We start from the raw sequence: 16,556 nt of genomic DNA on the forward strand, positions 1-16,556 counted from the left end.
CCGCGCGCGCAACGGTGGTTGACGTCCCCTCTTGGGGCAGAGACACTGCCCCATCCCAATTTGCTTCGGACTTGTTATGCCTATCCTCAACCGCATTGCCGAATTTCATGATGAAATCACCGCCTGGCGACGGGATTTGCATCAGCATCCGGAAGTGCTGTTCGACGTGCATCGCACCGCGGGGATCGTGGCAGAAAAGCTTCGGGCTTTCGGCGTTGACGAGATCGTGACCGGGCTCGGGCGCACCGGCGTTGTCGGCATCATCAATGGCAAGACCAATAACAGCGGCAAGACCGTGGGCCTCCGCGCCGATATGGACGCGCTGACAGTCACCGAAAAAACCGGCGCCGCCTATGCCTCGACCATTCCGGGCAAGATGCACGCCTGCGGCCATGACGGGCACACGGCAATGCTCTTGGGCGCGGCAAAATATCTCGCCGAAACGCGCAATTTCGATGGGCGCGTGGCGCTGATCTTCCAGCCGGCCGAAGAGGGCGGCGGCGGCGGCAAGGTGATGATCGAGGATGGGCTGGTCGAAAAATTCGACATTGCCGAAGTCTATGGCATGCACAATTGGCCCGGCATGCCGGTCGGACATTTCGGCATTCGCCATGGCGGCATCATGGCGGCGACCGACCGGTTCTATATCACCATTACCGGGCAGGGCGGGCACGCGGCGCGGCCCCAACAGACCGTCGATCCGATCATCGTCGCCGCCCAGATGGTGACCGCATTGCAAACCATCGTGTCGCGCAACCTCGATCCGCTGGAATCAGCGGTTCTGAGCGTAACCATGATCGAGGCGGGCGAAGCCGACAATGTCATCTCCCAGACCGCGAAAATCACCGGCACGGTGCGCACCCTCGACGGCGCGGTGCAGGATTTCATCGAAGCCCGGCTCAACGAGATCGTGCCGCAGTTTGCCCAGAGTTTTGGCGCCAGCGCCGAGATCCGCTATGCGCGCGGCTATCCGGTAACCGTCAATTCCCCCGCCGAAGCCGATTTTGCAGCCGATGTCGCCAGCGAAATTGCCGGCGCCGAGCGGGTCGATCGCAATGTGCCCCCGTCCATGGGCGGCGAGGATTTTTCCTTCATGCTCAACGAGCGTCCGGGGGCCTACATCTTCCTCGGCAACGGCAATACCTCGGAACTGCATACCGATACCTACGACTTCAACGACGACGCCATTCCGGTGGGCACCAGCTACTGGGTGCGGCTCGCAGAAACGGCGCTGAAGGCCGGCTGACCCTCCCGCTTTCTGCCGCCCCACCTCCAGTAACCCTCATGGTGAGGTGCCCCGGGCTTGACCCGGGGCCTCGAACCACGAGGGTGTGGCACCCCTAAAGCGCCAAAACATACAGCCACCCCGTAATCGTCACGGCCGACAGCACCGTGGCGATGAGGATGGTGTTCGTCGCGACGCTCACCCCGCGATCGTAATATGTCGCAAACACATAGATGTTCACCCCCGCCGGCATGGCCGAGAGCAAAATGCCATAGCGGGCGATTTCGAGCGGCACGTGCAGCACCCAGATCATCAGCACATAGGCGATGGCGGGGTGGACGATCAGCTTGATCAGCGAGGCGACGAGCGCCTGCTTCCAATTTTCCGACAGCTTGAATTCGACCAGCGCCCCGCCAATGCCGAAAAGCGCGGCGGGGACCACGGCCTGGCTCATCATCACGAAAAACGCTTCCGCCGGCTCGATCAGCTGAATTTCGAGCAATGAGCCGATAATACCCGCGGCAATGCCCCAGATCAGCGGATTGGAGACGACGCGCCGGAAAGCCACCAGCAGCGTCTTTCCGAGCGGCTGACCGTCGCGCTTGACCAGTTCCATCGTGACCATGCCCACGGTCAACAGGATCGCCCCATGCAGACCGATGATGGAAAGGGTCACCGGCAGCGCTTCGGGACCATAGGCGCGCGTCAGGATGGGCAGGCCCACCAGCACCGTATTGGTAAAAGTGCCGGAAAAACCGGCGGCAACGCTTTCCCCCGGACGATTGCCAAAGGCGCGGCGGGCAATGAAGATGCCAAGGGCGAAGCAGACAAAGGCGCCGAGATAAAACGGTCCGATGATCGAGAGATTGAAGGCCGAGCGGAAGTCACTCGTCGAAATCGAGTGGAACAACAGGCACGGCGTCGCAAAATTGTTAACGAAGGCGATCAAGGCTTTGACGCCTTCGGCCGGATAAAGCCGTTTCAACACGGCCACATAGCCAAGGCCCATAAGCGCGAAAATGGGCAGGATGACGTAGATGATGTCGAGCATTGGCCGAGGATCCGGGCCGGGAGGGCGAAGGAGGCCTAGACCCTCGCGCCAGCCCGGTCAACCTTCGTCTTGTATGGAAGATATTTTGTGTCCATCCACCGCGTCATTCCCGCGAAAGCGGGAATCTCTGGTTCGAGCAGATGCTTCGCAGGAATCACGCCCTACGTGGTGTGTGAGTGACAAAACGAAACACAAATAGTTCCAAAACGAAACCATATGACCTATATACGAAACAGGACCTGAGGAATTGCCATGAGTGAGACTGTGCTCGACCTGTTCGTGATCGGCGGCGGCATCAATGGTGCCAGCGTGGCGCGCGATGCGGTGGGGCGCGGCTTCAGCGTCGGCCTTGCCGAGATGAACGATTTCGCCTCGGGCACGAGTTCAGCGGCGAGCAAGCTCATTCACGGCGGCTTGCGCTATCTCGAACATTACGAATTCCGCCTCGTGCACGAAGCGCTGGCCGAGCGCGAAGTCCTCTGGGCCGCCGCGCCCCATATCATTCGCCCGCTGCGCTTCGTGCTGCCGCATCACAAGGGGCTGCGGCCCGCCTTCCTGCTGCGCTCCGGCCTTGCCATGTACGACTATATGGGCGGGCGAAAGCTGCTGCCGCCCACCAAAACGCTCGACCTGACGCGCGATGTGACCGGCAAGGCGCTAAAACCCGGCTTCAGGCTCGGCTTTGAATATTCCGATTGCTGGGTCGATGATGCCCGCTTCGTGGTGCTCAATGTGCGCGACGCGGCAGACAAGGGCGCCAAAATCTATCCGCGCACCAAAGTGACCTCGGCGCGTCGGGAAAATGGCGCCTGGACGATTTCGCTCGAAGGCGTCGGCGGCACAGAGACGGTGCGCGCCAAAATGCTCGTCAATGCGGCGGGGCCATGGGTCGATAGCGTCATCAATGGCGTCCTGGGCAAAAACGGCGCGCATAATGTGCGGCTGGTTCAGGGCAGCCATATCGTGGTGAAAAAGCTCTACGACCACGACCGCTGCTACGTTTTCCAGAACGGGGATGGGCGCATCGTTTTCTCCATTCCCTATTCCGACGATTTCACCCTGATCGGCACCACGGACCGCGACTACACAGGCGATCCCAAGGACGTCAAAATCACCGCCGAAGAAACGGATTATCTGCTCTCGGCGGCAAGCGAATATTTTGCCAAGCCCGTCACGAAAGACGAAATCGTCTGGACCTATTCGGGCGTGCGGCCGCTCTTCGACGATGGCGCCAGCGCGGCGCAGGAGGCGACGCGCGATTATGTGCTCAAACTCGAGGGCGACAAGACCACCGGGGCCGTCGTCAATGTGTTCGGCGGCAAATTGACGACCTCGCGGCGCCTGGCGGAATCCGTGCTCGAAAAGGTCGAAGAGGTTCTGGGCAAGAAGAAACCGGCCTGGACCAAGGTCAGCACGCTGCCCGGCGGCGATTTCGGCCCGCTCAGTTTTGACGCCGAAGTGCGGCGGCTGGGTCTCGATTATCCTCAACTGCCTGCAACCCTCCTCAAGCGCCTGATGCGGCTCTATGGCACCAAGGCGCGGATATTGCTCGGCGAGCGCCAGACGCTTTCCGACTTGGGCCAGCATTTTGGCTCTGACCTTTATGCCGCCGAAGTCGATTATCAGGTTGAACACGAATGGGCATACGCAGCACAAGACGTGCTGTGGCGGCGCACCAAACTGGGCCTGCGGGTCGGCGCCGAAGATGTGGGCCGGCTGGAGGAATATCTGGCGCGCTAGCCATTTGGGCAACATGGCGCCAAACGCTGGATGCAGCACCTCCCCCTTGATGGGGGAGGGTGGGAGGGGGTGTCCGCAGGCGCGGGTATCCGGAAATTGCTGAGAGGCCGTGAGAGCCTTGCGGAGGAGATTACCTTGACCAAATTCATTCTGGCCATCGATCAGGGCACCACTTCTAGCCGGGCCATCGTCTTCGATGGCGACCGGAAAGTCGCCGGCGTCGGACAGAAGGAATTTACCCAGCATTTTCCGCAAGACGGCTGGGTGGAACACGATCCCGAGGAAATCTGGAACAGTGTCGTCGAGACCATCAAAACCGCCCTCGGCAAGGCCGGCATCGGTGCCAGCGATATCGCCGCCATCGGCATCACCAATCAGCGCGAGACGGTTGTCGTGTGGGACCGCGCAACCGGCAAACCGATCCACAATGCCATCGTCTGGCAGGACCGGCGCACTTCGGCGACATGCGCCGACCTCAAGCGGCAAGGGCACGAAGCGCTCTTTACCGAACGAACCGGCCTGCTGCTCGACCCCTATTTTTCCGGCACCAAGGTGAAATGGCTGCTCGATAATGTCGAAGGCGCGCGCGCCAAGGCCGAGGCGGGCGAACTGGCCTTCGGCACCATCGACACTTTCCTCATCTGGCGCCTGACGGAAGGGCGGGTGCATGCGACCGACGCGACCAATGCGGCCCGGACACTGCTGTTCGATATCGGCCGCAATCTCTGGGACGAGGACCTGCTTGATATTCTGGGCGTGCCGGCAAAACTCCTCCCGGCCGTAAAGGATTGCGCCGATGATTTCGGGGTGACGGAACTCTTTGGCGCCCCCATTCCCATTCTCGGGGTGGCGGGCGACCAGCATGCGGCGACCATCGGTCAGGCCTGCTTTGCGCCCGGCATGGTCAAATCGACCTATGGCACGGGCTGTTTTGCGGTGCTCAATACCGGCAAGGACATGGTCCGTTCGCAAAACCGGCTGCTGACGACCATTGCCTATCGACTCAATGGCGAGACCACTTACGCCCTCGAAGGCTCGATCTTCATCGCGGGCGCGGCGGTGCAGTGGATCCGCGATGGCCTCAAGCTTGTAAAGCACGCGAGCGAAACCGGCCCCCTGGCGCGGACGGCCGACCCGAGCCAGAACGTCTATATGGTGCCCGCCTTTGTCGGCCTCGGGGCGCCCTGGTGGGATGCCGAAGCGCGCGGGGCGATCTTTGGCATCACCCGCAATACCGGCCCGGCGGAAATCGCCCGGGCAGCGCTCGAAGCGGTCTGTTACCAGACGCGCGACCTCCTGGAGGCCATGCGCAAGGATTGGACATCACATGGCGACACGGTGCTGCGCGTCGATGGCGGCATGGTCGCTTCGGACTGGACCATGCAGTTTCTGGCCGATGTGCTCGACGCGCCGGTCGATCGCCCGACAATTTTGGAAACTACGGCCCTGGGCGCGGCCTGGCTCGCCGGCATGAAGGCCGGGGTCTGGCCCGACATGGCAGAATTCGCCTCCAGCTGGGCCCGCGACCGCCGGTTCGAACCGGCCATGGACGCCGAGGAGCGCAAGGCAAAAGTGGCAGGCTGGGACGACGCAGTGCGCCGCGTGCTGACTGCCTAGCTGCCACCAGCACCGGCCCAACCGAATTCGCTATGGCGAATTCGGTGACACCTCCCCCTTGATGGGGGAGGATGGGAGGGGGTGCGGGAGCCACTATGCTTGCCGATTTAGAACGATGCGGTACGCCGCGTGCTGACAAACGCCCAGTAGCCCTCGTGGTTCGAGGCTTTGCTAACGCAAAGCACCTCACCATGAGGGCTACTTTGGGTACCAAAAAATCAGCCCCCTTCGCCCTCCACACTCGGTGCCGGCTCGTCGTCGTCCTCCGGCGCCAGCTGGCCGGCATTGGGATTGTCACGCAGCAGCGTCGTGACTTCATTGTCGAGATTGACCATGAAGCGCGAAATACGGCTGCCATTGGAGCCGAAATCGTGCGGCGCATTGATCGAGGCCGAGCGCATATCGACCTTGGCGCCATTGGCCGTTGGAGCAACGCGGAACACGGCCTCCTCGCGCCAGCCGGGAAGGGTGACAATGCGCGCATTTATCCGCCCCGCCGCCCCATCGGGCCCCGGCGCGACCTTGCGGCGGATATCCCAGCCCTCGTTTTCAACGAGACGCTCAACCACCCCAAAGAGCGAAACCACATCCAGCGGATAGATGCGTGTCGTTGCATTAGGAAAAATGCGCGCCTGCTCGTCTGGCGAAATAAGCTTTGGCGGCGGCATTTTCGCGGTATCGGGCAGGAAGAGCAGCGGCAGTTCGCCGCGCGGCACGGTGGCGATATCGGTGACCGGCGGAAACCGCCAGGCATAGTAGCCATAATAGGCAAAGGGCGCGAGGCAGATGAGGCCGAGGAAAAGTCCCATCAGCGCCTTGCCCCAGCCCCGATCGCCGGAGAACCACAGGCGCGCCAGCGCCAGGAGGGCGACCAGCACGGCGAGCGCCGAAACCACCAGCGCCAGTATGGCGACAGTGAAAAAGCTCGGCGATTCGATCAGCCCCAGATGGTGCATGCCGACGGGCAGAATGACGAGCGGAATGGCAATCCTGCCAATCCGGCGGGCCCAGATGGCCGTTTTCGACGTTCTGATCAGTATGCGCACGAAGAGGCGTTTCCCTTGCTGGCGCCTGTTTTACGTCAAAGGTCTTGGGATTGTTTAAACGCGTATTAGGGATAGAGGCGCCCGTTATGCCAGCCGGCATCAGGCGTTTCCCGCGTGAAACGAACCCGATCGTGCAGGCGATATTCGCCGTCCTTCCAGAATTCCATCATCGTGGGCTTTATCCGAAAGCCGGCCCAATGGTCGGGCCGCACCACATCGGCAGTGCCGATCTCATTGGTAAGCGCCTCGACGCGCGCGATCAGCGTCTCGCGATTTTCAAGCGGCCGCGACTGCAGCGAGGCGGACGAGGCGATCTGGCTGCCGCGATGGCGCGAAGCAAAATAAGTGTCGGATTCAATGGGGCTGACCACCTCCACCGGCCCGCGCAGCCGAACCTGCCGGCGCAGCGACTTCCAGTGAAAAACCGCTGATGCCTGCGGATTGGCCAGCAGCTGGCGGCCCTTGTCGCTCTCGAAATTGGTGAAGAAGCAAAAGCCACTTTTGTCGCGGGCATTGAGCAGCACCATGCGCACATCGGGCATGCCGGCCGCATCGGCGCTGGCGAGCGCCATGGCATGCGGATCGTTGGCTTCGCTCTCCTGGGCCAGCGCAAACCATTCCTCGAACACGGCAAAGGGATCGAGGCCCGAACGGTCCCCATCATCGAAAAGGCGTTCGGTGAGCGTTTGCAGCATCGTCATATTTCCCGCGCTTTTGCCCCTCCAAAACTGGACAAGAAGGGGGTGGGTGGCCATATAAGGCGTCAAATGTGGGCGAAGCAACGCCCGACCCAGATAGATTGGACCAAATGCGCGATCCTTACACCGTGCTCGGGGTGCCGCGGTCCGCAAGCGAGAAGGACATCAAGTCCGCCTATCGCAAGCTGGCCAAGAAGTATCACCCCGACCAGAATCCCGAAGATCCTTCGGCGCACGGCAAATTTGCCGAAGCGACGCATGCCTATGACCTGCTCAATGATGGCGAAAAGCGTGGCCAGTATGATCGCGGCGAAATCGACGCCGAGGGCAATCCGCGCTTTGCCGGCTTTGGCAATGGCGGAGCGGGCCGTGGCGCGCGGCCGGGCGCTGCTGGCGCCGGCGGCTTTTCGGCCGAAGACATTTTGAAGGAATTCATGAGCGGCTTCGGCGGCCAGCCGCGCGGTGGCCCGCGCCCCGGCGCTGCGGGCGGCGCGCAATGGGACCCCTTTGCCGGTGGCGCGACGGGCGGCGCAGGTGCCGGGGCCGGCGCGCGCATGAAGGGCGATGATGTGGTGGTGAACGCCACCGTCTCGCTCGAAGATGCGCACAAGGCGGCCTCCGTGCCGGTGCGCATGCCTTCGGGCAAAATGCTGAACGTCAAACTGCCCGAGAAGGTGGAAGAGGGCCAGCAGATCCGCCTCAAGGGCCAGGGCACGCCCAATGCCTTCGGCGAGCCGGGCGACGCGCTGGTGACGGTACGCTTTGAAAAATCAAAGACCTTCCGCCGCGATGGCCGCGATGTGCGCACCGATGTGGCGGTCACGCTCTACGAGGCCGTACTCGGCGCCAAGGTGCGCGTGCCGACCCTTGATGGTTCGGTCGAACTGAACCTGCCGCCAGGCGTCGACACCAGCAAGGCCCTCCGCCTCAAGGGCAAGGGCCTGCACGGCGACGGCGACCTATACGTCAACATCCGCGTCGTCCTCCCCCCCGGCGGCGACCCCGACCTCGAAGCCCTGGCAAGATTCATGCGGGACCAGAAGCCGTATAAGGTGCGAGACTAGGGGACGGCACTGCGCGCTTGCCCCCTCCCAGCCGGAGGTGTCACCGAATTCGGTTGGGAACAGTGGCTAGGAACTGGATCGAGTCCCAAACTCGATACAACACCTCCCCCTTGATGGGGGAGGATGGGAGGGGGTGACGCCCAGCGCGTCCGTGGCCTCCTACCCCCGCGGCGCCGCAGCCCTCTGCAATCTGTCGTTGATCGCCTCGCCCAGCCCCTCATGCGGCACAGGCGCCACCGCGATCACCTTCGCCCCCGTCGCATCCAATTCATGCAGCATCGAAAAAAGATTTCGCGCCGCCTCGTGGAGCTCCCCCGCCGGCGAAAGGTTCCGTACCTCCCCGTCGAAATCCCCCGCCGGACCAAAGGCCAGAAACGCCTCGCCCGGCTGCGGCACCGTATCGAGCCGCATGGCGGCATTGGGCGCATAGTGGCTGAGCAGCATGCCGGGCGCCGAAATCTTCGCCCCCTTGGCGGCCCGGATGACTTTTCGCCCAAACGCCGCTTCGATCTCCTCGCGCGCCAGCGCCCCGGCCCGGAGCTGGATGATGCTCTCGCCATCGACCGCGACAATAGTCGATTCAACGCCCGCCTTGCACGCCCCCCCATCAAGCACCGGCACCCTCCCGCCAAGGCCGCGGCGAACCTGCTCGGCTGTGGTGGGCGAGAGTTTCCCCGATGGATTGGCCGACGGCGCCGAAAGCGGGCGGCCCACGGCCCGCAGCAGCGCCAGGGCAATCTTGTGGTCCGGCATGCGCAGGGCAACGGTGTCGAGCCCGGCAGTCGCCACATCGGCAAGGCCGTGCCCGGGCCGCAGGGGCACAACGATACTCAGCGGCCCCGGCCAGAACCTCTCCGCCAGCGCACGCGCCAGCGGCGAAAACACCGCCAGCGTTTCCGCCATGGCCAGATCGGCCACATGGGCGATCAGCGGATTGAAGCGCGGCCGGCCCTTGGTTTCATAGATCGAGAGCACCGCATCGGCATTGGTCGCATCGGCGCCGAGGCCATAGACCGTCTCGGTGGGAAAGGCGACGAGTTTCCCCGCGCGGAGGGACGCGGCGGCTTGGGCAATGGCCTCTTCGTCGGGAAATGTGCTCATGGCCGGTGTTTGACAACAGGCGTCGTGCGCGTCAAGTCGGCTGGGTCGAGAGGGGCTCCAGCGTTTGTCGCGCTTTCGGGGCGGAAAAGTGGTATTCCCTTTCCTGAAACGCTCCGAAAGTCACACGTGACCACGCTTCTCATCAGCCAGCCCAATTTTGCCGATCACCTGACCCCGCCCGGCCATCCCGAGCGCGCCGATCGCATCGTCGCGGTCGAAGAGGCGCTGGCAACAGGCGAATTCGATCCTCTGGTGCGGCGCGAGGCGCCCTATGGCGATATCACGCTGGCCGAACTCGTCCATGACGAGCGCTATATGGCGCGGCTGCGCATGGCCCGGCCGGCCGAGGGCATCGGGCAGCTCGATGCCGATACCTATATTTCGGATCAATCGCTTTCGGTTGCCGCCACCGGCTTGGGCGGGGCCATGGCCGCGCTCGATGCGGTTGTCATGGGCGAGGTCGACAATGCCTTTTGCGCCATTCGCCCGCCGGGCCACCATGCCGAGATCGATCGGCCCATGGGCTTTTGCCTGATCAATACGGTGGCCATCGTAGCGCGCGAGGCGCAGCGCAAATATGGGGCCGAGCGCGTCGCCATCGTCGATTTCGACGTCCATCACGGCAATGGCACCCAGGATATCTTTTACGAAGACCCCAGCGTTTTCTATGCCTCCAGCCACCAGATGCCGCTGTTTCCCGGCACCGGGCATCCGAGCGAACACGGCGTCGGCAATATCGTCAATGCCGCGCTCAAGGCCCATAGCGATGGTTGGGAAATGCGCGCGGTCTACAATGAGATCATCCTGCCCGCGCTCGACAATTTCGCCCCGGACCTGATTCTGATCTCGGCCGGGTTCGACGCGCATGAGCGGGACCCGCTGGCCCAGCTCGAATGGGTGGATCAGGATTTTGCCTGGGTCACCGGCAAGTTGATGGATGTGGCCGAACGCCGCTGCGGCAATCGCATTGTGTCGCTGCTCGAAGGTGGTTATGACCTCAAGGGCCTTGCCGGAGGCGTGCGCCAGCACGTGGGCATGCTGATGGACGGGGCGACGAGTTCTCTCAACTTTTAGGATGGACCATGGCCGAGATCGCCGAGGATGTGAAAACCCTGAGCTTCGAAGCGGCTTTGGAGCAGCTTGAACAGATCGTGCAAAAGCTCGAAAGCGGCCGCGCCCCGCTCGCCGAATCCATCGCCATCTATGAGCGCGGCGAGGCGCTGAAAGCGCACTGCGAGATGCTCCTCAAAACCGCCGAAGCCCGGATCGAAAAGATCACCTTGAGCCGCGAAGGCAAAGCCATCGGCACCGAGCCGCTCGACGCGAACTGAGTTTGTGACGCTCAGAACCCCCACCTAGCCTCCCCCTCCAAGGGGGAGGGACCGAGCGGTGTGTGGGGCGAGATACTTTCTAAATTACCGGACCAGCCCCTCTCCCTCTCAGGGGGAGGCTGGGTGGGGGTTAGGGCCCAAAACATGACAACCAACAAGACGCTGCGCAATTTCCGTATTGTGCTTTGGGCCCTGGTGGCCGTGGCGGCCCTTGGGGCGACCTTTCTTTATGTGTTCCGTCCACCCCAGCGCCCTCTCGGGCTCAATGGCCAGAGCTTTGCGCTCAATTCCACTCAGGGCGGGACGTTTACCGAAAAAGATCTGGTCGGCACGCCGAGCCTGATCTTCTTTGGCTATACCTTCTGCCCCGATGTGTGCCCGACAACGCTGGCCGAAACCACCGCCTGGCGCGCGCAATTGGGGCTGACCCCGGAACAGCTGCGCATCATCTTTGTCACCGTCGATCCCGAGCGCGACACGCCCGAAATGGTCAAATCCTATGTCGAAGGCTTCGATCCTTCGGTAATAGGCCTGGTGGGCGATCAGGCCGCGACCGATCAGGTCAAGGCCGCCTTTGGCGTCTTTTCGGAAAAGGCCGGCGATGTCGAAAGCGAGTTCTATCTCGTCAATCACACCGCGCTCACCTTCCTCATCGACAAGAACGGCACCTTCCAGGGCACCGTCGCCTATGAAGAGGCGCAGGATACCGCGCTCGCCAAGGTAAAGCGGCTCGTCGAGCGGTGAGCCCCCGCATCCGCCTTGACCTTGCGATCGAGCAGCGAAAACTCCTGCCGAGCCGGGCGCGCGCCCGCGACGCGATCCTGCGCGGCACGGTGATCGTCAATGGCGAACCGGCGAGAAAGCCCAACCAGATGGTGGGGCCAGACGATGTCATCGCCCTCGACGATCCGGCTTCGGGTTACGTTTCGCGCGCCGCGCTAAAGCTCGTGGCGGGCCTTGATGCGGGCGGCATCAGCGTCGAGGGCAAGACCTGCCTCGATGTCGGCTCCTCGACCGGCGGCTTCACCCAGGTTCTGGTCGAACGCGGGGCGGCAAAGGTCTTTGCCGTCGATGTCGGGCATGAACAATTGCACCGCCGGCTCAAGGGCCACCCCCGCGTCGTGAGCCTCGAAGGGTTTAACGCGCGCGAGCTTTCGCGCGACGACATCCCCGAGCCGGTAGATCTCCTGGTTTCGGATCTGAGCTTTGTGTCGGTCACCAAGGTTCTGGCCGCCCCGCTCGGGCTTTGCGCGCCCCGCGCCGATGCGGTGATCCTCTTCAAGCCCCAGTTCGAAGTGGGCCGCGATTTCGTCGGCAAGGGCGGCATCGTCACCGACACAGAGGCCGGCGCCCGCGCCATGGCCGAAGTCATCGCCTTTGTCGAAACAACCGGCTTCGCCCACCGCCTCAGCCTCGCCTCCCCCATCGCCGGCGGCGACGGCAACCAGGAAACGGTGCTGGTCTTTTCGCGCGGCTAAAACATTCGTCCCAGATCACGTCATTTTTCGTCTGATGCACCCACAAACTCGATTGTCACCCCGGCTTTAGGCCGGGGCCCATCTCGAGATCTCATTATGGGGCCCGGGTCGAGCCCGGGATGACAGCCGGTGGATGGCCGGAATTTCAGGAGAAGCGTTACGCCGCCCTTCCGATTTCACGGTGTTATCCCCGCGAACGCGCCACCCTCGGCCGCCGCGAAAAGCACCCCTTTCTAACATTCCCCTTGCGACCGAACCGAAATTCCCCTCCCGCGCCTTGCCCCTCGCGGCCCAATTTGTCATTGAACCTCCAACTCGGAGCCGCTCATGAAAATCCTCGTCGCCGTCAAGCGCGTCGTCGACCACAATGTCCGCATTCGCGTCCGTCCCGATGGAACCGGCGTCGAAACATCTGGCGTGCGCATGTCGATGAACCCCTTCTGCAAGCACGCGGTGGAAGCATCAGTGCAGCTCGTCGAAAAAGGCGAAGCGAGCGAAGTGGTCGTCGTCTCCATCGGCCCCAAGCAGAGCAACGATGTCATTTTGACCGCCCTCGCCATGGGCGCTCACCGCGGCATTCTCGTTGAAACCGACGCGCCGCTCGAAACCCTCACCATCGCCAAGCTCCTCGCCAAAGTCGTCGAGGAAGAGCAGCCCGACCTGATCCTTCTCGGCAAGCAGGCTGTCGACGATGATTCCAACCATGTCGGCCAGATGCTCGCCGCCCTGACCAACCGCCCCCAGGCGACCTTCGCCTCCGAGATCGTCGTCAAAGGCAATGAGCTGGAAGTTACCCGCGAAGTCGACTATGGCCGCGAAACGCTTCGCTTGCCGCTCCCCGCCGTCGTCACCGCCGACCTCCGCCTCAACACGCCCCGCAACGCCGCCCTCCCCATGGTAATGAAGGCGCGCTCCAAGCCATTGGCCGTGCGTCCGGCTGCTGAATTCGGCGTCGACCTCGCCCCGCGCCTCGTCGTCGAAAAAATATCCCCGCCCGCCGAACGCGTCGCCGGCAAAACCGTCGGCTCCGTCGCCGACCTCGCCGCGGCCATCGTCTCCGAAGTCAACGAGATGGAGGCGCTCTGATGTCGGTTCTCCTACTTGCCGATCACGACAAGGGTGAACTCTCGCCCGCCACCGCCCGCCTCGTTGCCGCCGCGAGCCAACTCGGCCCCGTCGACATTCTTGTGATTGCGGAAACCCCCGGCAATATCGCCGCCTCGGCCGCTGAGATCGCCGGTGTTCGGATAGTCCAAGTAGTAAAAGCTGATAACACCGCTGAATCCATCACCAATTGCCTCGAGAACCTGGCTCAACGTTACCAGTCTGTTAGCGCCAGCGCCTCCTCGGTGGGCAAGGACGTTATCCCCCGTCTTGCCGCAAAGCTCGATATCCAGCCGGTCACCGACATCGTCGAAATCCTCGGTGCCAACCGCTTCGTCCGGCCCATCTATGCCGGCAACGCCTTGGAAACACTCACTGATTCCCAGCCAAAGCACCTCCTCACCTTCCGTGCCTCGGCCTTCCGCCCGGCCGCGTCAGGCAATGCCGCGCCGATCGAAACCCTTGATCTCACTGTGAATTCCGCCGCCCGCTTCCTTGCCGCCCACCGCACCGAAAGCGACACGCCCGATCTCGCCACAGCCCAGATCGTCATCGGTGGCGGCGTCTCCGTCGGCTCCGCCGAGGGCTTTCAACTGATTGAAAAGCTTGGCAAAACCCTCGGTGCCGCCGTTGGCGCCACCCGCGCCGCGGTGGACGCCGGCTACGCCCCCAACGATTGGCAGATCGGCCAGACCGGCAAGATCATCGCCCCCGATCTCTACATCGCCATCGGCATTTCAGGCGCGCTGCAACACCTCGCCGGCATTCAGGGCGCCAAGAAGATTTTCGCCATCAATACCGACCCCGAAGCCCCGCTGATGAAAATCGCCGACGTAGCGCTGATCGGCGATCTCTTTGAAATCATTCCCCAATTGATCGCCGAACTGGAAAAGTCAGGCATAAAACACTGAACTCTCCCCACCCTCGATTGTCACCCCGGCTTTAGGCCGGGGCCCATCCCGAGGTCTCAGACAAGATCCCGGCCCGAGGCCGGGATGACAGCCGGAGGAGGGGAGGCATAGCAGACCACCGAAACGCCCAACTCCAATTGCAAAAATCCATGAGCCGCCTATAAAGACGGCGCCTTCTCACCGGACTTCCGAAAAAATGTTCGAAACCCTCTCGACGGCCCCTGGCGACAAGATTCTTGCGCTCATGGGCGAGTTTGCCGCTGACCAGCGTTCCACCAAGATCGACCTGGGCGTCGGCGTCTACAAAGACGAAAAAGGCGTGACTCCGGTCATGACCGCGGTGCGCAAAGCCGAAGAGAAAATCCTTTCGAACGAAGAAACAAAGACTTATCTCGGTATCGCCGGCAATAAAGGTTTTGGCACCGCCGTGCTCGACCTCGTTTTGGCCGGCTCAGTCGATCTCTCCCGCGTGCGCATTGCGCAGGCTCCCGGCGGCACCGGCTCGCTCTGGGTCTTGATGCAGCTGATCAACCGCGCCCGCCCCGGTGCCACGGTCTATGTCTCGGACCCGACCTGGGCCAACCACAACCCGATCGCCATCAATTCGGGCCTGAAAGTCGCGACCTATCCCTATTTCGATACGGAAACGCGCGGCGTAAAGTTCGCCGAAATGCTGGCAACGCTTGATAAATTGGGCGCCGGGGATGTCGTTCTGCTGCACGGCTGCTGTCACAACCCAACCGGCGCCAACCTCTCCAACGACCAGTGGGACCAGGTTGCCGCAAGCCTTCTCCGCACCGGCGCGCTGCCCTTCGTCGATCTCGCCTATCTCGGCTTTGGCGATGGCATCGAAGCGGACGCCTATGGCACGCGCAAAATTCTATCCACGGTCCCCGAAGCTCTGGTAGCATTCTCGGGTTCGAAGAATTTCGGGCTCTATCGCGAACGTGTCGGCGCTGCCATCCTCGTCGCTCGCGACGAAAAAAGTGCGGATATTACAAGTTCGCAGCTCCTCAACATCATCCGCGGCGCCTATTCCCAGCCGCCCGATCACGGCGCTGAGATCATCCGCACCATTTTGGCCGACAAGGCGCTCCGCGCCGAGTGGGAAGAAGAGCTATCGCTCATGCGTAACCGCATGATTTCATTGCGAAAAAAACTCGCAGACGCGATCCGCACTCGCTCCAATTCGACCGATTTCGACTTCGTTGCCGATCACCGCGGCATGTTCTCGCTGCTCGGTCTCAGCAATGATGCGGTCGAACATCTTAAAGCCGGAAACGGGGTCTATATGACCGGAGATAGTCGCATCAATGTCGCCGGCATCCCGGAAGATCGCGTTGGCGACCTTGCCGATGCATTTCTTGGCGCCGTACGCTGAGCACACGCTTGCGGCCCCGCGCCGCCATGGACTAGCATCTGGCTAACTGGCCGGGCCATAAACGCTTTTTAGGAGGGAACGATGAAGTTCTTCGTCGATACTGCAGACACCGCCGCAATCAAGGAACTCTATGAAACGGGTCTCCTCGATGGTGTCACCACCAATCCGTCGCTGATCGCCAAGTCGGGCCGCGACTTCAAGGAAGTGATCGCCGAGATCTGCGCCATCGTTCCCGGCCCGGTTTCCGCCGAAGTCGCAAGCCTCGAATATGACGGCATGATCAAGGAAGGCGAACACCTCGCCAAGATCGCGTCCAACGTCGTCATCAAGCTGCCGCTGACGCTTAACGGCTTGAAAGCGACCAAGTATTTCAAGGAAAAGGGCGTCCACACCAACGTCACGCTCTGCTTCTCGGCCAATCAGGCTTTGCTCGCTGCCAAGGCCGGCGCGACCTATATCTCGCCCTTCATCGGTCGCCTCGATGACATCAATATCGATGGCCTCGAACTGATCGAGAACATCCGTCAGATCTACGACAACTACGGCTTCGAAACCGAAATCCTCGCCGCCTCGATCCGTACGCCCAACCACGTGACCGAAGTCGCGCTGGCCGGCGCCGACGTTGCCACCATCCCGCCCGACGTGATCAAGAAGCTGGCCAACCACCCGCTGACCAATGCGGGCATTGAAGGCTTCCTCAAGGATTGGGCCGCCACCGGCCAGTCGATCCTCTAGGATCGACGCAATCCATTGATTGGTCTCGGATAATTCCGGGACCTGCTTTTAGACCTCGCCCGCGCACCGCCTGG

At 62.3% G+C, this 16,556-nt stretch carries 16 protein-coding genes; 12 read left to right on the forward strand and 4 right to left on the reverse strand.

Going from position 1 to position 16,556, the window contains the following annotated elements:
* The first annotated feature begins 76 nt into the window (after positions 1 to 76).
* Positions 77 to 1,246: a M20 aminoacylase family protein gene (locus ASD83_RS20190; RefSeq protein WP_056314214.1), complete on the forward strand. Its 1,170-nt coding sequence runs from the start codon at positions 77 to 79 to the stop codon at positions 1,244 to 1,246.
* 94 nt (positions 1,247 to 1,340) lie between these two features.
* Here the strand turns inward: ASD83_RS20190 and ASD83_RS20195 are convergent, their stop codons facing one another.
* Complete coding sequence (locus tag ASD83_RS20195) at positions 1,341 to 2,276, reverse strand: AEC family transporter (protein ID WP_056314215.1); 936 nt, start codon at positions 2,274 to 2,276, stop codon at positions 1,341 to 1,343.
* Between the two features lie 252 nt (positions 2,277 to 2,528).
* Here ASD83_RS20195 and glpD point away from each other — a divergent pair, with 252 nt between their 5' ends.
* Together glpD and glpK are read left to right on the forward strand one after the other, a co-directional pair.
* Positions 2,529 to 4,016, forward strand: a complete 1,488-nt coding sequence (gene glpD / locus ASD83_RS20200; protein ID WP_056314216.1) for a glycerol-3-phosphate dehydrogenase — start codon at positions 2,529 to 2,531, stop codon at positions 4,014 to 4,016.
* Between the two features lie 135 nt (positions 4,017 to 4,151).
* Positions 4,152 to 5,633 (forward strand): glycerol kinase GlpK, encoded by a 1,482-nt coding sequence (gene glpK / locus ASD83_RS20205; protein WP_056314217.1) that lies wholly within the window; start codon positions 4,152 to 4,154, stop codon positions 5,631 to 5,633.
* 218 nt (positions 5,634 to 5,851) lie between these two features.
* Here glpK and ASD83_RS20210 read toward each other — a convergent pair whose 3' ends face one another.
* The gene (locus tag ASD83_RS20210; RefSeq protein ID WP_056314218.1) at positions 5,852 to 6,679 is read right to left on the reverse strand and encodes a DUF1499 domain-containing protein; all 828 of its coding nucleotides are present in this window, start codon (positions 6,677 to 6,679) and stop codon (positions 5,852 to 5,854) included.
* Positions 6,680 to 6,744: 65 nt separating this feature from the next.
* The gene (pdxH, locus tag ASD83_RS20215) at positions 6,745 to 7,380 is read right to left on the reverse strand and encodes a pyridoxamine 5'-phosphate oxidase (RefSeq protein WP_156386068.1); all 636 of its coding nucleotides are present in this window, start codon (positions 7,378 to 7,380) and stop codon (positions 6,745 to 6,747) included.
* 107 nt (positions 7,381 to 7,487) lie between these two features.
* On the opposite strand from pdxH, the gene ASD83_RS20220 reads away from it, so the two are divergent.
* Positions 7,488 to 8,441, forward strand: coding sequence for a DnaJ C-terminal domain-containing protein (locus ASD83_RS20220; protein WP_056314219.1), 954 nt, complete (start codon positions 7,488 to 7,490; stop codon positions 8,439 to 8,441).
* Between the two features lie 159 nt (positions 8,442 to 8,600).
* Here the strand turns inward: ASD83_RS20220 and ASD83_RS20225 are convergent, their stop codons facing one another.
* Positions 8,601 to 9,542 carry an L-threonylcarbamoyladenylate synthase gene (locus tag ASD83_RS20225; protein ID WP_056314220.1) on the reverse strand — a complete coding sequence of 314 codons (942 nt, stop codon included), beginning with the start codon at positions 9,540 to 9,542 and terminating at the stop codon, positions 8,601 to 8,603.
* Positions 9,543 to 9,668: 126 nt separating this feature from the next.
* On the opposite strand from ASD83_RS20225, the gene ASD83_RS20230 reads away from it, so the two are divergent.
* The 8 genes from ASD83_RS20230 (at position 9,669) to fsa (ending at position 16,482) form a co-directional block, all read left to right on the forward strand.
* Positions 9,669 to 10,616: a histone deacetylase family protein gene (locus ASD83_RS20230; RefSeq protein WP_056314221.1), complete on the forward strand. Its 948-nt coding sequence runs from the start codon at positions 9,669 to 9,671 to the stop codon at positions 10,614 to 10,616.
* 8 nt (positions 10,617 to 10,624) lie between these two features.
* Complete coding sequence (locus ASD83_RS20235; RefSeq protein WP_046144434.1) at positions 10,625 to 10,873, forward strand: exodeoxyribonuclease VII small subunit; 249 nt, start codon at positions 10,625 to 10,627, stop codon at positions 10,871 to 10,873.
* A gap of 144 nt (positions 10,874 to 11,017) precedes the next feature.
* Complete coding sequence (locus ASD83_RS20240) at positions 11,018 to 11,617, forward strand: SCO family protein (RefSeq protein WP_056314222.1); 600 nt, start codon at positions 11,018 to 11,020, stop codon at positions 11,615 to 11,617.
* The gene (locus tag ASD83_RS20245) at positions 11,614 to 12,351 is read left to right on the forward strand and encodes a TlyA family RNA methyltransferase (RefSeq protein ID WP_056314223.1); all 738 of its coding nucleotides are present in this window, start codon (positions 11,614 to 11,616) and stop codon (positions 12,349 to 12,351) included. The genes ASD83_RS20240 and ASD83_RS20245 overlap by 4 nt, the downstream gene beginning before the upstream one ends.
* Before the next feature lie 327 nt (positions 12,352 to 12,678).
* Positions 12,679 to 13,437: an electron transfer flavoprotein subunit beta/FixA family protein gene (locus ASD83_RS20250; RefSeq protein ID WP_056314224.1), complete on the forward strand. Its 759-nt coding sequence runs from the start codon at positions 12,679 to 12,681 to the stop codon at positions 13,435 to 13,437.
* Positions 13,437 to 14,366, forward strand: a complete 930-nt coding sequence (locus tag ASD83_RS20255) for an electron transfer flavoprotein subunit alpha/FixB family protein (protein WP_056314225.1) — start codon at positions 13,437 to 13,439, stop codon at positions 14,364 to 14,366. Before ASD83_RS20250 ends, ASD83_RS20255 begins: the two co-directional genes overlap by 1 nt.
* A 196-nt stretch (positions 14,367 to 14,562) precedes the next feature.
* A complete protein-coding gene (locus ASD83_RS20260) occupies positions 14,563 to 15,747 on the forward strand; it encodes an aromatic amino acid transaminase (RefSeq protein ID WP_056314226.1) in 1,185 nt (394 codons plus the stop codon).
* Between the two features lie 81 nt (positions 15,748 to 15,828).
* Positions 15,829 to 16,482 (forward strand): fructose-6-phosphate aldolase, encoded by a 654-nt coding sequence (gene fsa, locus ASD83_RS20265; RefSeq protein WP_056314227.1) that lies wholly within the window; start codon positions 15,829 to 15,831, stop codon positions 16,480 to 16,482.
* Positions 16,483 to 16,556 lie beyond the last annotated feature (74 nt).

The organism is Devosia sp. Root685, from assembly GCF_001427875.1.
GTDB lineage: Bacteria > Pseudomonadota > Alphaproteobacteria > Rhizobiales > Devosiaceae > Devosia.

Excerpts from the sequence above, each read along its gene's own strand:
- pdxH (WP_156386068.1), bottom strand. The coding sequence starts at position 7,380 with ATGACGATGCTGCAAACGCTCACCGAACGCCTTTTCGATGATGGGGAC.
- ASD83_RS20220 (WP_056314219.1), top strand. The coding sequence starts at position 7,488 with ATGCGCGATCCTTACACCGTGCTCGGGGTGCCGCGGTCCGCAAGCGAG.
- ASD83_RS20195 (WP_056314215.1), bottom strand. The coding sequence starts at position 2,276 with ATGCTCGACATCATCTACGTCATCCTGCCCATTTTCGCGCTTATGGGC.
- ASD83_RS20190 (WP_056314214.1), top strand. The coding sequence starts at position 77 with ATGCCTATCCTCAACCGCATTGCCGAATTTCATGATGAAATCACCGCC.
- ASD83_RS20250 (WP_056314224.1), top strand. The coding sequence starts at position 12,679 with ATGAAAATCCTCGTCGCCGTCAAGCGCGTCGTCGACCACAATGTCCGC.
- fsa (WP_056314227.1), top strand. The coding sequence starts at position 15,829 with ATGAAGTTCTTCGTCGATACTGCAGACACCGCCGCAATCAAGGAACTC.
- ASD83_RS20240 (WP_056314222.1), top strand. The coding sequence starts at position 11,018 with ATGACAACCAACAAGACGCTGCGCAATTTCCGTATTGTGCTTTGGGCC.
- ASD83_RS20235 (WP_046144434.1), top strand. The coding sequence starts at position 10,625 with ATGGCCGAGATCGCCGAGGATGTGAAAACCCTGAGCTTCGAAGCGGCT.
- glpD (WP_056314216.1), top strand. The coding sequence starts at position 2,529 with ATGAGTGAGACTGTGCTCGACCTGTTCGTGATCGGCGGCGGCATCAAT.
- ASD83_RS20225 (WP_056314220.1), bottom strand. The coding sequence starts at position 9,542 with ATGAGCACATTTCCCGACGAAGAGGCCATTGCCCAAGCCGCCGCGTCC.
- ASD83_RS20260 (WP_056314226.1), top strand. The coding sequence starts at position 14,563 with ATGTTCGAAACCCTCTCGACGGCCCCTGGCGACAAGATTCTTGCGCTC.
- ASD83_RS20255 (WP_056314225.1), top strand. The coding sequence starts at position 13,437 with ATGTCGGTTCTCCTACTTGCCGATCACGACAAGGGTGAACTCTCGCCC.